This window comes from Paenibacillus sp. J22P59 (assembly GCF_059383895.1).
Genome location: NZ_JBXENX010000002.1, coordinates 435,818 through 451,345, shown reverse-complemented (window position 1 = coordinate 451,345; position 15,528 = coordinate 435,818). Strand labels below are relative to the sequence as shown.

Annotated in this window: 14 protein-coding genes; 11 read left to right on the top strand and 3 right to left on the bottom strand. The window is 37.9% G+C overall.

Annotated elements, in window-relative coordinates:
* Positions 1-304: 304 nt before the first annotated feature.
* Both AC50YO_RS05355 and AC50YO_RS05350 read left to right on the top strand, forming a co-directional pair.
* On the top strand, positions 305-1,228 hold the full coding sequence (locus tag AC50YO_RS05355) for an ABC transporter ATP-binding protein (protein WP_494844082.1): 924 nt from the start codon (positions 305-307) through the stop codon (positions 1,226-1,228).
* A complete protein-coding gene (locus AC50YO_RS05350; RefSeq protein WP_494844080.1) occupies positions 1,221-1,988 on the top strand; it encodes an ABC transporter permease in 768 nt (255 codons plus the stop codon). Before AC50YO_RS05355 ends, AC50YO_RS05350 begins: the two co-directional genes overlap by 8 nt.
* 75 nt (positions 1,989-2,063) lie before the next feature.
* Here the strand turns inward: AC50YO_RS05350 and AC50YO_RS05345 are convergent, their stop codons facing one another.
* From AC50YO_RS05345 to AC50YO_RS05335, 3 genes are all read right to left on the bottom strand, one after another.
* The gene (locus AC50YO_RS05345; protein ID WP_494844078.1) at positions 2,064-2,522 is read right to left on the bottom strand and encodes a bactofilin family protein; all 459 of its coding nucleotides are present in this window, start codon (positions 2,520-2,522) and stop codon (positions 2,064-2,066) included.
* 6 nt (positions 2,523-2,528) lie between these two features.
* The gene (locus AC50YO_RS05340; protein WP_494844076.1) at positions 2,529-3,521 is read right to left on the bottom strand and encodes a M23 family metallopeptidase; all 993 of its coding nucleotides are present in this window, start codon (positions 3,519-3,521) and stop codon (positions 2,529-2,531) included.
* A gap of 123 nt (positions 3,522-3,644) precedes the next feature.
* Complete coding sequence (locus tag AC50YO_RS05335; protein ID WP_494844074.1) at positions 3,645-5,879, bottom strand: O-antigen ligase family protein; 2,235 nt, start codon at positions 5,877-5,879, stop codon at positions 3,645-3,647.
* 276 nt (positions 5,880-6,155) lie between these two features.
* On the opposite strand from AC50YO_RS05335, the gene rfbA reads away from it, so the two are divergent.
* The 9 genes from rfbA to AC50YO_RS05290 all read left to right on the top strand — a co-directional run bounded on the left by rfbA (position 6,156) and on the right by AC50YO_RS05290 (position 15,527).
* Positions 6,156-7,028: a glucose-1-phosphate thymidylyltransferase RfbA gene (gene rfbA / locus AC50YO_RS05330; protein ID WP_494844071.1), complete on the top strand. Its 873-nt coding sequence runs from the start codon at positions 6,156-6,158 to the stop codon at positions 7,026-7,028.
* Positions 7,029-7,057: 29 nt separating this feature from the next.
* Positions 7,058-7,606 carry a dTDP-4-dehydrorhamnose 3,5-epimerase gene (gene rfbC / locus AC50YO_RS05325; protein WP_494844068.1) on the top strand — a complete coding sequence of 183 codons (549 nt, stop codon included), beginning with the start codon at positions 7,058-7,060 and terminating at the stop codon, positions 7,604-7,606.
* A 44-nt stretch (positions 7,607-7,650) separates the two neighbouring features.
* On the top strand, positions 7,651-8,700 hold the full coding sequence (gene rfbB, locus AC50YO_RS05320; protein ID WP_494844064.1) for a dTDP-glucose 4,6-dehydratase: 1,050 nt from the start codon (positions 7,651-7,653) through the stop codon (positions 8,698-8,700).
* 11 nt (positions 8,701-8,711) lie between these two features.
* Entirely contained in the window at positions 8,712-9,551 is an 840-nt protein-coding gene (gene rfbD, locus AC50YO_RS05315) for a dTDP-4-dehydrorhamnose reductase (protein WP_494844060.1), read from the top strand.
* 120 nt (positions 9,552-9,671) lie between these two features.
* Complete coding sequence (locus tag AC50YO_RS05310; RefSeq protein WP_494844058.1) at positions 9,672-10,445, top strand: ABC transporter permease; 774 nt, start codon at positions 9,672-9,674, stop codon at positions 10,443-10,445.
* 26 nt (positions 10,446-10,471) lie between these two features.
* Complete coding sequence (locus tag AC50YO_RS05305; RefSeq protein ID WP_494844056.1) at positions 10,472-11,215, top strand: ABC transporter ATP-binding protein; 744 nt, start codon at positions 10,472-10,474, stop codon at positions 11,213-11,215.
* A gap of 24 nt (positions 11,216-11,239) precedes the next feature.
* Positions 11,240-12,121: an NAD-dependent epimerase/dehydratase family protein gene (locus AC50YO_RS05300; RefSeq protein ID WP_494844053.1), complete on the top strand. Its 882-nt coding sequence runs from the start codon at positions 11,240-11,242 to the stop codon at positions 12,119-12,121.
* 40 nt (positions 12,122-12,161) lie between these two features.
* Positions 12,162-14,048, top strand: a complete 1,887-nt coding sequence (locus AC50YO_RS05295) for a rhamnan synthesis F family protein (protein WP_494844051.1) — start codon at positions 12,162-12,164, stop codon at positions 14,046-14,048.
* A 60-nt stretch (positions 14,049-14,108) separates the two neighbouring features.
* Positions 14,109-15,527: an MBOAT family O-acyltransferase gene (locus AC50YO_RS05290; RefSeq protein WP_494844049.1), complete on the top strand. Its 1,419-nt coding sequence runs from the start codon at positions 14,109-14,111 to the stop codon at positions 15,525-15,527.
* The last annotated feature ends 1 nt before the right edge of the window (position 15,528 follow it).

The window sequence follows — 15,528 nt, the reverse complement described above, 5'->3', positions numbered from 1 at the left end:
GGACAGTCCATCCAATGGGATGCTGCACAGCATGCTCTGCTAAGCAGCAGAAGATAGAAAAGTCCACAAATTCTCCTCACCACAACAAGCTTGCTTCGATCATACCGTTAAGCGCATCTAATGAAGAAATGTTCAGACCATCTATCTACAGTGAAAGTGAAAACCTCTACTCTACACAGATTGTGTAGATAGAGGTTTTTTTGTCCAAAGATAAGGTGGATTACCGTTTGGACTCATTTTCCGCTATACTATTACAGAGTTATAGCCATCCTGCAAAATTATAGCGTGAGGAGGAGAGCTGCTTATGGAAAAACCGATTGTTCAGCTGAAGAATGTAACGAAGCGTATTGGCAAGAGGACGATCATTGATTCGTTGACACTTGATCTGCCTCAAGGAGAAGTATTTGGTTTTATTGGACCTAACGGCTCAGGTAAGACGACGACGATTCGGATGATGGTAGGGTTGATGTCGTTAACCGACGGTGAAATATGGATTAATGGATGTAGCATTAGCAAGCAGTATCAGCAGGCGATTCGTCATGTCGGCGCTATTGTCGAGAATCCAGAAATGTACAAATATTTAACAGGCTATCAGAATCTGGTTCATTATGCGCGTATGATAACAGGCATTACCGAAGAGAGAATTAGCGAAGTGATCGAATTAGTTGGTCTAACTGGTCGAATTCACGATAAAGTGCGTACGTATTCTCTTGGGATGAGGCAGCGGCTTGGGGTGGCGCAAGCTATACTGCATAGACCGAAGCTGCTTATACTTGATGAGCCAACCAATGGATTAGATCCTGCAGGCATCCGTGAGCTTCGTGATTATTTGCGAGTGCTGGCCAAGGAAGAAGGCGTAGCTGTCTTTGTCTCCAGCCATTTGTTAACGGAGATGGAGCTGATGTGTGATCGTGTAGCGATTATTCAAAACGGAAAGCTCATTGACGTAAGGGCCGTTCAACGCGGTGATGGAGCTGAGGGAAGCTTACAGCATGTACGGTTTGAAGTGGACAAGCCAGAAGAAGCAAGAGCGATTGTCGAAGCGCTAGGTTCGCAAGCTGGATTACAAGAGAGTGGAGCCGTTGTAGTCGAGGCTGGACGGGAACTGATAGCAGAGCTTAATGCAAGCTTCGTGACAGCGGGTATTAAAGTGTATGGAATCCGTGTACATAACAAATCGCTTGAGGATCAATTCCTGGAAGTGACGGGAGGCGAGAAAATTGGATAGTTTCTTGAAGCTTGTTCTAAATGAGAATATGAAAATATACCGGCGTGCAAGGGCATGGATTATGTTTGGACTAGCGCTAGGCTTGAATTTGTTTATCTCTATTCTCGTTTATTTTATGGTTAATGACCTACCTACGATGTGGGATATGATGACGACCGAAGCTTCCATATCGTATTTGCTTATTACGGTCTTTACCGTTGTTATCGCTGCTGGCAGTGTGGCAGAAGAATTCTCAACAGGTACAATCAAGCTGCTATTGATTCGTCCGTGGACCAGATCGAAAATTCTGCTATCGAAATATGTATCTATTTTGTTGTATGCGCTGTTCATGGTGCTCTCGGTGTTCATCGTCAGCTTTGTCGCGAATATGCTGTTATTCGGCTTGCAGAATCAAGCAGCATCTGGAGCGGATGCTTCTTACCTCTTGAAGTATTATGGGCTGAAATTCATTTCCCTGATCGTGGTCGCTACGCTCGCGTTCATGCTATCGACGGTATTTCGCAGTGGCGGTCTAGCTATAGGATTGTCCTTGTTCCTTGTGTTAGGTGTCAATCCATTCGTTTCCTTGCTTGCGATACTGGACGTCGCTTGGACAGACTATTTATTGTTCGTGCACTTGAATCTCGTGCAGTATCTGGATAGTATGCTAGTGCGTGATGGCATGACAATGGGCTTCTCGCTTACGATATTGGCGGCTTATTATATTGTCTTTGTGGCCGTGACCTGGTATGTATTCAACAAGCGTGATATAGCTGCATAAAGAATATTACAGCAAACAGCAACAAGCCACCCTTCTTGGAGAGAGTGGCTTGTTGTTATTTCAACAGTGAATCCATTATCCGGCTTGACGGGCTTTCTCGCGGATTTCTTGTTCCTTCAAGGCATCCTTCACTCTGAGGTCTGAATCCGCGGAGCCGTCCAGCTCTGACAAGGGACGTGTCTTGGCATCAGGAAGCCGTTCCATCCGGCAATTGCCATTGATTGTGCCGCCATCCTGAATAATAAGCTTATGGGCGGTTACATTGCCGGTTATTTGTCCAGTTGCCGTGATGGTGAGTCTGCCTCTTGTAGTGATCTCACCGAATACTTTGCCGGCTATTGTAATGTCCTTGGCCGCAATATTGGAGCGGGCTATCCCGCATTCGCCGATTATGACATCTCCTTCGCATTCAATATCGCCTCGAAACTCACCTTCGATTCGTAAGTTAGCCTCGCAGAGCAGCTTTCCTTCAGCTTGCGTTCCTTGTCCGATCAGCGTATCGGTTGCAGATACTCGGGTTTTGTCTTTGAACATAAGCAATTAATCCTCCTTTATAAGCCGTAAGTGGTCAAGCGGATTAACAGGTTCATTGGTCTGCATGACTTGAAAATGTAAATGGGGTCCCGTGCTTCGGCCAGTGGAACCTAGCAGGCCAATCTTCTCCCCGCGAACAACAAGGTCGCCTTCCTGCGCTTCGACTTGCTTCAAGTGCATGTAGACGGTTTTCAGGCCATTGGAATGGTCAACGATAATATAATTGCCTTCTGAGCTGCTGTAGCCCGTCTCTGCTATGCTGCCATCTCCAGCGCTGAAGACAGGATCGCCGCTGCTGCCGGAAATGTCTATACCTGCGTGGAAGGTAGCTCGGCTTGTAAAAGGATCCTTGCGATAGCCGAAGCCAGAGGTCATCCGATGAGATTTCGTTGGCCACCCTGAGGGGAGAGCATCAATTGCGGCACGTCTTGTTTGGGCTTGATTGAGTGTCTGCGCCATCGTCTGCTCCATAGAGTCGACCATTAGGCTCAGTGCCTGCAGGTCCAGTGTGGAACTGCGCGCCATTGCTCTAATAAGCTTTGTATTATGGGTAATTGAAGGCTCTGCTGTCGTTTGGGATAAGGGGAGTAGAGATGAGGCCGATGATCGACTGGAGCTTGTAGGAGCAGCAGTGCTGCCGTATTTCTCTATGAATCGTTTCAGTTTATTTTCCAGCTCTTGTAGGTCCTCTACCTTAGTTTTAATTTCCTGCGCTTGGCGTGACAGCTGATAGACCTCTTGCTCCAAGGAGGTGATCGCTTTATCCTTCTCGGATACAGCTTGCGAGTAATGCCCTGTCTGCTGAGACAATTGCCCCTCAAGTTCATCCAGTTCATAGGCGGCTTTGATATGTAGTCCTGCCATACAGCCAGAGACGGCAAGTACGGCGGCAGCGGGTACGGCTACGACTAATCGCTTCGAGAGATGAAACTGTTTGACGGTTTTATCAGCACCACGTATGACCATAAAGGACCACTTAGGCTTCCGTGCTCGTTTCACTAGTCGCTCTCCTTCCGGTCAGTATAGGAATTTAGAACCGCTCTACTGCTATTTATTCGTGAAGCTGTGGAAACATGCCATTAGAAAAATGAAAAGCGCCCTAGATAGGGCGCTTAAAGGCTATTATTGCGTTGTAATTTCCGCGAGTACTTGATTCATTGCTGGGGTGAAGGCAAATACGCGTCCTTGCGATTGCTCAGGCGGCAGCTGCGCTAGCTTATCTATTCGCGCTTGAACTTCGTCTTTTATGGTCAATATGCGAGCCTGATACTTTTCTTTTTCTGCTCCAGTCTGGCTAGCAGCGTTATATTCAGCCATAGCATTCTCATAAAAAATGATATCCCATTGGAACTTGCGCATTCCCTCTTCAAGTACGGAAAGCATTTCATCCGTTTTGCCATCCTGCTTCAGTGCTCTGTACTGGGCAAGCAGGATATCCCGATTATAAGGATTATGTTTCTTGGCAAGCGCTAGAGTCGTTAGAGCTTCATCCCAGAGAGTGGAATCCTTAGTCTGGGTAAAGGCTTGCTCCAGCCATTGGAATTTCGTTAAGGTGAACATATAGTGATCAGGTGATGTTTTAATAGCCTTATTTACTCCCGGCAACAGAGTGTCAAGCGATGCCTGACCTTGGGAAGTGTTGTCTATCGTTTGCTTAAAGCTGCGAACGGCCCCGAAGTCGCGACCAGATACAATTAGCAGAACAAGGACAAGGGCTCCAACCACAGAAGGATATATGATTCGTCCTAATGAGCGGTTGTTTTCCGGCACTAGCTTCACCATAAGCAGCTTGCTGTATGGAGCTAGCATGACACCTAAGCTTAAAAAGACAAGGGCGCTTAGATAAACATAGCTCATATCAAAATCAAGCGCACTGTGAATTAGAATGGATAAAGAAAAGATAAAGAAAATAAAATGGCTGCCCCTGCGTTCAGGATATTTAATATAAGCTTTCATATAAAGCAGATAGACATAGGCAAGGAACGCGATAAGCAGGATGAGTCCGACCCAGCCGACCTCAACGAGTGTTTGTACGAAGAAGCTATGCGCCTGTCTGCTCCAATAAGGGTTATTCTGATATTGTTCATAGACGGCTTGCCACGCGCCACCGCCGGCTCCTAGAACTGGATAATCGGCAGCAATTTTTAGACCATCCTTATAGAAGGTCCAACGCTCAAGCACGCTGTGCTGCTGGAGATTAATATTCTCGAAGCGTGTAGCGATTTTGTCCGGAAGCAAGCCTCGAATGCTGCTGCTAGAGAACAGGATAGTAACGGCAAGAATACCTAAAACGATAATTGCAGCTGGCATAATAGCGAAAGACCATTTACGATCAACAAGCTTCTGAGTCTTAGCTTTCAGCCAAGGATATAGCTTGGCATGAATTAGTAGAATAATCGCTGCATTAAGAATAGAGGCTCCTGCGAGCAGCAGCCAGCTTTGGAGCGGCAGCTTGTCAAATAGCGACATTGTTGCTAAGGCCTTCTCAGCAGTTGGCTGTACAATCGTCGCAATCGCATCGACGTTGACAGTTAATTTACCCAGAATAACAAATGAAAGTAAAACGGATATTCCCATATAAGCGATATAGCCTATCTGCTTCGTGAAACGAAGGAATGGAATAAGGATCAGAACCATGACAGGAATGATAACGATAGCACCGCGAGAATAAGTCATTAGGAACGAAATGAAAATCGGTACCAGCATAAGAGCATTACCGAGACGCATATACCAGCGGGTACAGGTTACGGTGTAATAAAGAGATATAAGGAATATGGCAGTTAGAAAGGCAGCATATGTATTGGAATACTGGAAGACAGAAGTAAGGCGATAGCCGTCATGAGCGAGCCACATGCCATTTGGATAATATTCTTGCCCGAAAAGATTAAGCAGACCGAACAGAACAATAATATAGGCTGCCAGCATAAACGCATACTCTATGATTTTGCGAGCGGCGATTCTCTCTGCTGCGAACAATCCAGCTATAAAGAGAGCAGCCATTAAAAACATGATATACGTCATGAACGTTGCGTAATAGCTGGAGACGGCTTGGAAGGAAGATAACCAATAAACAATCGGCAACAATAGGACAGCAATCGACAAAATGCTGCGATGTGTATTTAGCTGCCAGTTGGTTCGGTAGGCATACAAAGCCGCGAGAGCCAGTAGAACATAGCCATAGATGGCTGCAGTATAAATAGAAGATTCAAAGCCATATTCGTAACCGTTAAATAATGCTTTGTCATAAGCGAAAATAAGCAGAAATAAAGCTACCCCAATCGTCAAAATCCAGTTTAATAACGGAGACCCGGCAGAACTTTCTCTTATACTATTCGTCGTTTTTTTGCGTGCGCTCATTTATAAACTCCTCACCCGTAATGTTTCACTCTCTGTGTATTTTAGCAAATGCAGTCATAGAATTCTATAAGAAGGGAGGGGACGGACATTTTTTTGTTTTTGATTATAATAGTTATCTTGAATCTTTCTAGTATTTGTAGGTTAAGTTTGTTAGAATTGTTTTGTTACAAAATTCGTCAAACTTAGTTGTATCCATATCTCTAAACTAATCGCGACATTTGATAGAATGTTTTTTATTAATATTTATTGACTCAATGAAAGGGATGAATGTTTCTTATGAAAGGAATTATTTTGGCAGGTGGTTCAGGAACACGACTCTATCCAATAACAAAAGCTATTTCTAAGCAGATCGTACCTGTATATGATAAACCAATGATTTATTATCCGCTCTCTGTTCTAATGCTAGCGGGAATTCGCGAAATTCTAATAATATCAACACCGAGGGATGTTGGAATATTCCAAGAGTTATTAGGAGATGGTTCAAGTTTAGGATTAAGTCTCTCTTTTGCTGTTCAGGAATTTCCAAAAGGCTTAGCGGAGGCTTTCATTATTGGAGAAGAATTTATTGGAAATGATCAAGTTTCTTTAATATTAGGCGATAATATTTTTTACGGGCAAAGTTTTGGCAGAATATTAGAGGAAGCAACGCAATTAAAAGAAGGAGCTACGATATTTGGTTTTTTTGTAAATAATCCCCAGGCGTATGGAGTTATAGAATACGATGAAGATGGAAAAGTTTTATCTATTGAAGAAAAGCCAGCTAAGCCCAAGTCACATTATGCAGTTCCGGGCTTATATTTTTATGATAACGATGTAGTTGAAATTGCAAAACAAATAAAGCCTTCTGCAAGAGGGGAATTAGAAATAACCGAGATAAATAATGCATATTTAAGTAGAAATAAACTAAATGTTAAATTGTTGGGTAGAGGCATGGCCTGGATGGACACTGGTACTCATGATACAATGCTAGAAGCGAGCAATTTCGTGGAGGCTGTGCAAAAGCGTCAAGGTCTATATATTGCTTGTATTGAAGAGATTGCTTTTAATCAGCACTTCATATCAAAAAGCCAATTGATAAAATTGGCTGAACCGCTTATGAAGACGGAGTATGGAAATTACCTGATGCGTGTGGCAGAAGGATTTAAATAAATTGGAAGATAGGCGATTGGAGGAAAACGATGGGGAATTTTAATTTTATTGAAACTAAAATTGCAGATTTAGTAGTTATTGAGCCAAAGATTTTTGGTGATGATAGAGGATATTTTATGGAAAGCTATAATTATAATGATTTTAAAAAGGCAGGGATTGATAAGCAATTTGTTCAAGATAATCAGTCTAAGTCACGTAGAGGAGTACTAAGAGGGCTGCATTTTCAAACTCAGCATCCTCAAGGGAAGTTGGTAAGAGTGTTATCTGGAGAGGTATTCGATGTTGCTGTTGATCTAAGAACAGATTCAGCTACATATAAACAATGGCATGGGGTTATTTTGTCTGGCGATAATCAAAAACAGTTCTATGTTCCTGAAGGATTTGCTCATGGTTTCGTTGTTTTATCTGATGAAGCAGTTTTTGCCTATAAATGTACAGATTTTTATTATCCAGAATATGATGGTGGCGTTATTTGGAATGATCCTGACATTGGAATTGAATGGCCTATAAACTCTGATGAAATCATACTGTCCGATAAGGATAAGAAGCTAAAAAGACTCCAAGATCAAAAGGGATAACATTAAAGTCAAATGATGCATATGATAAGCAGGAGGGAAAACAAGTGTCTCATCAAGAACGATTAGCAAAGCAAACAACAACCTTGTTGATAACAGGGGGAGCGGGCTTCATTGGAAGTAATTTTTTGCAGTTTATGATAAAGAAATATCCAAATTATAAATTCATTAATCTTGATTCATTAACTTATGCAGGGAATATTGAGAATCTGAAGGGGATAGAAAATAACGAGAACTATGTATTCGTTAAAGGTGATATTTGTAATAAACAACTAGTGGAAGCTATTGTGGAAGAACACAGACCGACCTACGTATTAAATTTTGCTGCAGAGTCTCATGTAGATCGGAGTATTTCTAATCCTCAGATATTTTTAAAAACGAATATTGAAGGTACACAGGTATTATTAGATGTATTTAAAGAGCATATCGCTGACGAGCCGAATGCTAAATATGTTCAGATCTCTACAGATGAAGTTTATGGTAGTCTAGGAGAAACAGGCTATTTTACAGAGGAGACGCCATTAGCACCTAATAGTCCATATTCAGCAAGCAAAGCATCCGCCGATATGTTTGTCAGAGCATATCATGAAACCTACGGACTTAATGTTAATATTACAAGATGCTCTAATAATTATGGTCCATATCAATTTCCGGAGAAATTGATCCCGTTATTGTTTTCCAATGCGATGGAAGAGAAACAATTACCTATTTATGGAGATGGAATGAACATCAGAGACTGGCTTTATGTAGAGGATCATTGTAGAGCAATAGATATGGTCTTACATTCTGGTAAATCTGGTGAGGTATACAACATTGGTGGGTATAACGAAAAGACAAATATAGAAATAGTTAAATTGTTACTTGAAAAATTGGGCAAGCCGGAAACACTTATAACCTATGTGAAAGACAGACTAGGACATGATAGAAGGTATGCAATAGATGCAACAAAGATAAAAAAGGATTTAGGTTGGGAACCATCGGTTATGTTCCAAGAAGGTATTCAGTTGACAATCGATTGGTACTTAGAAAACAGAGAATGGTTAGATCATGTTAAGAGTGGGGAATATGTTGAGTATTATACCAGAATGTATCCTTAGGAGACATGTCTATGAAAGTTTTGGTTACAGGAGCTAAAGGCTTGCTTGGTTATGATATTGTAAAGCTTTTAGATGCACAGGGAATAGAATATTATGCTTTAGATAGAAAAACACTCGATATAACTAACTTGAAAGAAACAACAGACTTTATTCAAAGTTACATTCCAACTGTTGTAATTCATTGTGCTGCATTTACAGATGTAGATGCAGCCGAGAATGAAGAAACGGAGTGCAGAAAATTAAATGTGGATGCTACATCTAATATAGCTAGCATTTGTAAAAAAATAGATGCAAAAATGGTTTATATTAGTACTGATTATGTGTTTTCTGGTGAGCAAAAAAAACCATATGAAGTTGACGACCAAACCAAACCATTGTCAGTTTATGGTCAGTCAAAACTAGATGGAGAAAAAGCAGTATTACAAAAAGTAGATAAATCCTTTGTTATTAGAACATCGTGGTCTTTTGGCGTCAACGGTGATAATTTTGTTAAAACAATGTTGAAAATTGGTGAGCATAAACAGTCAGTTAATGTTGTCTCAGATCAGGTAGGGTCTCCTACTTACACAGAAGATCTAGCAACTCTTATTGTAGAAATGATAAGTACAGAAAAGTATGGTATATATCATGCTACGAATGAAGGGTTTTGTAGTTGGGCAGAGTTTGCGGAGGAAATATTTAAACAGGCTGGTTATATGACAAAGGTCAATTATATCAAATCAAATGAGTTCTTCTCAGCCGCAAAAAGACCTCAGTTCTCCAATTTATCGAAAATAAGTATAAATAATGCAGGATTCTCTCTATTGCCACGTTGGCAGGATGCATTGCAGAGATATTTGAACAAAATATGAAACTGAGTATCTCTTTTCGAATCATGTTATATTATTGATTTGAAAAGAGATGGTTTTTTTAGGACGGTTTTATTTTAAAATGCTAATTATTTCAAATAATATTAAGGATAGATGAAAGTAATGAAATATTTCAAAAATTTTTGGAAATATAAGGAATTGTTGTCTCAATTTATAATTAGAGATTTAAAAGTGAAGTACCGACGATCTGTTCTTGGGTATTTATGGAGTCTCTTGAATCCGTTGTTAATGATGTGTGTTTTAACAGCTGTTTTTTCCAATATGTTCAAATTTGATATACCTAATTTTCCCGTATATCTTTTGTCAGGCCAAATTATTTTCAATTTTTTTGCAGAGGCAACAACAATGTCGATGAATTCAATAATAAACGGGGGGGCTCTAATTAGAAAGGTATACGTGCCAAAATATATTTTTCCTGTATCAAGGGTGCTTTCTTCGTTTGTGACTCTATTATTTTCTTTGGTAGCACTACTGATAGTAATCGTAGTTACAAATGTAAAGATTACCTTGATGATTTTATTATTTCCTCTACCTCTTATATATATATTGATGTTTTCGATTGGAATTGGACTTATTATGTCTGTGTTAGCGGTCTATTTCCGCGATGTTTTACATTTATATACTGTGATACTTTCGGCATGGATGTATCTTACTCCACTTTTTTATCCTGTAAATGTAGTACCTGATTTCGTGAAAACGATTATATATGCTAATCCTATGTATTATTTTGTACAAGCATTCCGTGATGTTGTTCTATTTAATCATGCCCCAAATCTTCAAACACATCTAATATGCATTGGTTATGGTGTTGCCTCGATATTAGTGGGACTATTTATTTTTTATAAAAACCAAAACAAGTTTGTATTGCATATTTAAATATTGTGTTAGGAAGGATTAATGTTATGTCAAAGTACGCAGTTGAAGTAAACGATGTTGTTATGCGATTTAACTTGGGGCGCGAAAAAATAGATAGTCTAAAGGAATACCTTATAAAACTGTTAAAGAAGGACGTTACACATGATGAGTTTTATGCGCTAAATGGGTTATCTTTCAAAGTGGAAAAAGGAGACTCTTTTGCTATTTTGGGCGGAAATGGCTCAGGGAAGAGTACGTTATTAAAGATTATATCAGGGATATATAGACCAACCTCAGGATCTGTTACAGTCAATGGAAGTATTGCTCCACTAATTGAACTTGGAGCAGGCTTTGATATGGAACTATCCGCAAAAGAAAATATATTTTTGAATGGAGCAGTTCTTGGTTATTCCAAAAAATTCATACGTGAAAAGTATGATGAAATTATCGATTTTTCTGAACTAATTGATTTTGTAGATGTGCCTTTGAAAAACTACTCTTCGGGGATGGTAGCTAGGCTAGGGTTTTCAATAGCTACTATAGTACAACCGGAAATTTTAATTGTCGATGAAATACTTTCTGTTGGTGATCAGGCATTTCAAGAAAAATGCGAAAAGAAAATGGATGAAATGACAAGCAGCGGAGTTACGCTTATTCTTGTTTCACATTCGATGGAACAGGTAAAGAAGGTCTGTAAAAATGCTGTCTGGATAAAAAAGGGCGAGTTGAAGGCGATTGGATCGGTAGAACATGTTAGTAAAGCCTATGCTGAAGATTGGACATGTATATAAATCTAATATGTGGGAGTGATATTGATGTCAAATTTGAAAACAATTTTAGTTACTGGAGCAGGAGGCTATATTGGTGAGTTTGTAATTAATGCTTTGCTTGATTTGGGTGTTAATGTGAGCACAGTTAATTATAATAATAAACAATTTGATAACCGAGTGAAAGTTTATAATTGTGAGCTTTTTGGAGATTACGAAAATATTTATGATGAGTTAGGCCGTCCAGATGTATGTTTACATATGGCTTGGAAAGATGGGTTTGTACATAATGCAGATTCGCATCTTAAAAACCTTTTTTCACATTTCAAATTTTTAAAGAATATGGTTAATGGAGGTCTAAAGCATCTTGCAGTAATGGGAACCATGCATGAAATTGGTTATCATGAGGGTGAAATTAATGAAGATACTCCAACTAATCCTTATTCCTATTATGGTATAGCAAAAAATAGCTTATATCAATCCTTAGACGTTTTTCTTAAGGGATCTGAAGTTACTTTCCAATGGCTGAGAGCCTATTATATATATGGTAACGATGTGAATAATAACTCAATTTTTTCGAAAATTATCAAAGCAGAACAAGAAGGAAAGGAGACATTTCCTTTTACTTCAGGAAAAAATATGTATGATTTTATTCATGTTGCTGAGCTTGCACAGCAGATTGCATTAAGTGTATTACAGACAGAGATTAATGGGAAAATTAATTGCTGTTCAGGATCTCCTATAGCATTAAGGGATATGGTTGAACAATTTATATTAAATAATGAATTTAATATTAGGCTTGAGTATGGCGCTTATCCCGATCGTCCTTATGATTCCCCAGCAGTGTGGGGGAATAATGATAAGATTAAAAAAATAATAGATGCTTTTGAAGCCGCGGAACATAGAGTGAATAAATTTTCAACCGTGTAATATAGCTTTGTACATATAAATAGTAAAGGGGAAGTAGATTTTGATTCTTGAAAACTATAAAGAGAAAAACAGACTAGGCATTTTCTTCTTCTATGATAATGATGGAATTGTAGATGATTATGTATCCGTACTTCTTGATGACATGAATAAAAATATTAAAGATCTTCTTATTGTTTGTAATGGAAAGCTTACTGTAGAAGGCAGAGAGAAGCTTCAGAGATACACTTCAAATATATTTGTACGTGAAAATAAAGGGTTCGATGTATGGGCATACAAAGAAGGTTTGGAGTGTTTCGGATGGGATAAAGTTATAAATTATGATGAAGTTGTTCTATTTAACTCGACGATCTTTGGTCCTATATATTCTTTTTCCGAAATGTTTGAAGACATGTCGCAAAAAGATTTGGATTTCTGGGGAATAACTAAACATCATAAAATACCATTTGATCCATTTGGGACAGTTAAGTATGGGTATGTACCTGAACATATTCAATCTCATTTTATTGTAGTCAGAAAAAATATGTTGAATAGCTATGAATTTAAATATTATTGGGATAATATGCAGATGATCAAATCCTATGGGGAAGCTATAGGGTGTCATGAGGCAATTTTTACAAAGGACTTCAGTGATAAAGGATTTAAATGGGATGTGTTTGTAGACACAGATGATCTAGAAAAGCATGTATATCATCCATTATTAATGATGCCTTTAGAACTTGTTAAAAACAGAAAATGTCCGATTATCAAAAGGAGAAGTTTTTTTCATCACACAGCAGACTTCATTAACAATACTACAGGTGAGCAATCCATAGAGATCTACGAATACATTAAAGAAAATATGGAGTATGACACGAATTTAATATGGGGTAATATTTTGCGCACTTGTAATCAGGCAGATATAAAAAGAGCATTGAATCTTAATTATATTTTATCAACAAAAAGCTCTTTGCCAAGACCTTCAAATAATCAAAAAAAGATTGCACTAGTTATGCATATTTATTTCGAAGATTTAATACCATATTGCTTGAATTATGCTTCAGCAATGCCTCCAGAAACGGATGTTTATATTACTACTAATAGTGAGAAAAAAGGCAAGCTGATTGAAGCAGAGTTTAAAAAATTAGACTGTGCTAAATTGGAAGTTATATTAATTGAAAACAGAGGTAGAGACATAAGTGCTCTATTAGTAGCATGTAAACACTTTCTGTTAGATTATGATTATGTCTGTTTTGCGCATGATAAGAAGACAAAGCAATTAGAGCCATATATTAAAGGAGAATCATTCGCTTATAAATGTTTTGAGAATGTTCTGAGAAATCGACATTTTGTAAATAATGTAATTCATACATTTGACGAAAATCCTCGTCTAGGAATCTTATCGCCTCCACCACCAAATCACGCTGATTTTTATCCGACAATTGGTTTAGAGTGGAGCAATAATTTTGAGAATACAAAAAAACTAGCAGATGAATTAAAGTTGAAAGTGGACATGAATAGTGAAAAAGAGCCTATTGCGCCACTGGGGACCATGTTCTGGTTCAGAGCAGAAGCATTAAGGACTCTTATTGAATATGATTGGAAATATGAGGATTTACCTAAGGAGCCTAATAATACAGATGGTACTTTGCTTCATGCTATAGAAAGAATATATCCATTTGTTGCTCAGCATGAAGGGTACTACCCGGCTTGGGTTCTTGCAGATAGTTTTGCGAGGATTGAGATAACTAATTTAAACTATATGCTTAGAGAAATTAATACACAATTTTTCAGAAATTGTGGTCCTACTAATCATTTTTCCATGGTTTCAATTATGAAAAATAATTTAGCTTATAAGGTTCCTATAAAAATGCGCTTGAAAATGATATTAAAAAAATCTCTGCCTTATCCGGTATTTAACATGCTAAAAAGGGTTATTAAAAGGAGATAAAGATTACCTCTAAACAGGTTAACCCCATCAGTTCAGATACTAAAAGAGAGAGGTATGTAAATGGTCTTTAGCTCATTAATATTCATATTTTGTTTCTTGCCATTAGTTTTATTAGGGTATTATTTACTCAAAGTAGAATATAGGAATGCGTTTTTGTTAATTGCAAGTTTATTTTTTTACGCTTGGGGAGAACCGAAGTTTGTATTTGTAATTATACTTTCTATACTGATAAATTATATATTTGGTATTCTGATACATATATCTCAACGAAGCGAAAAAATTATGGCGAACAGAATTGTATTACTAGCAGGTATCGCTATGAACTGTGGCCTTTTATTTTATTTTAAGTATTTTGACTTTTTTCTATCAAGTATTAATAATATATTAAACTCGAACTTACCGTTATATAATATTATATTACCAATTGGAATTTCCTTTTTTACTTTCCAAGGACTTTCCTATGTTATTGACATTTATTCAAAAAAAGTTACAGTACAGAAGAATTTTTTGAAATTTGCATTATTTAAAGCGTTTTTCCCTCAGCTTATTGCTGGACCAATCGTTAGATATGTTGATGTTCATGATCAAATAGATAACCGTACCACTACTGTGGATGATTTTGCTTATGGCATTAGACGTTTCATAATAGGTCTTGGTAAAAAGGTGATTATTGCAAATACATTAGGGGCAGTAGCAGATAGTATCTTTGGTTTGCCTGCAGAGCAAAACACTATGGCAATTGCATGGGTAGGAGCACTTTGTTATTCTTTCCAGATTTATTTTGATTTTTCGGGATATTCTGATATGGCAATTGGGCTTGCAAGAATGTTTGGTTTTAAGTTTTTAGAAAACTTTAATTATCCATATATTTCAAAGACAATAACAGAGTTTTGGCGCAGGTGGCATATTTCATTATCATCATGGTTCAGAGACTACCTCTATATTCCATTAGGCGGAAATAGAAGGGGAAATGTTTATATAAATCTTTTAATAGTATTTATAGTGACAGGGCTATGGCATGGAGCAGCATGGAATTTTATTATTTGGGGATTATGGCATGGCCTATTTTTGATTATTGAAAGATTAATAAAGAAATCGAGAATAAACATTCACATTCCAAAAATAATTACATGGTTATATACAATGATAATTGTTGTAATAGGGTGGGTTCTCTTTAGAGCACAGGATTTCAATTATGCTGTGAGTTATTTGAAAATTATGTTTGGGTTTGCTCAGCCTGATTCGGTAGGCTTCACAGTTTGGTATTATCTAGATCCTATGGTGATGACGATGCTCATTATTGCATGCATTGCTTCAATTCCAATCGCTAAATATATAGAAAAAAATGTTGGCACATATGAAGAACATAATACACTCAGTTTATTTATTCAAAATATTTACATTATTATTCTTTTCGTAATTAGTGTTATGTTTTTGGCTACATCAACATATAATCCTTTTATTTATTTTAGATTTTAAG

Bases quoted from the DNA above. Each gene is read 5' to 3' on its own strand.
- rfbA (WP_494844071.1), top strand. From the start codon at position 6,156: ATGAAAGGAATTATTTTGGCAGGTGGTTCAGGAACACGACTCTATCCA.
- AC50YO_RS05305 (WP_494844056.1), top strand. From the start codon at position 10,472: ATGTCAAAGTACGCAGTTGAAGTAAACGATGTTGTTATGCGATTTAAC.
- AC50YO_RS05335 (WP_494844074.1), bottom strand. From the start codon at position 5,879: ATGAGCGCACGCAAAAAAACGACGAATAGTATAAGAGAAAGTTCTGCC.
- rfbD (WP_494844060.1), top strand. From the start codon at position 8,712: ATGAAAGTTTTGGTTACAGGAGCTAAAGGCTTGCTTGGTTATGATATT.
- rfbC (WP_494844068.1), top strand. From the start codon at position 7,058: ATGGGGAATTTTAATTTTATTGAAACTAAAATTGCAGATTTAGTAGTT.
- AC50YO_RS05355 (WP_494844082.1), top strand. From the start codon at position 305: ATGGAAAAACCGATTGTTCAGCTGAAGAATGTAACGAAGCGTATTGGC.
- AC50YO_RS05290 (WP_494844049.1), top strand. From the start codon at position 14,109: ATGGTCTTTAGCTCATTAATATTCATATTTTGTTTCTTGCCATTAGTT.
- AC50YO_RS05310 (WP_494844058.1), top strand. From the start codon at position 9,672: ATGAAATATTTCAAAAATTTTTGGAAATATAAGGAATTGTTGTCTCAA.
- AC50YO_RS05345 (WP_494844078.1), bottom strand. From the start codon at position 2,522: ATGTTCAAAGACAAAACCCGAGTATCTGCAACCGATACGCTGATCGGA.
- AC50YO_RS05300 (WP_494844053.1), top strand. From the start codon at position 11,240: ATGTCAAATTTGAAAACAATTTTAGTTACTGGAGCAGGAGGCTATATT.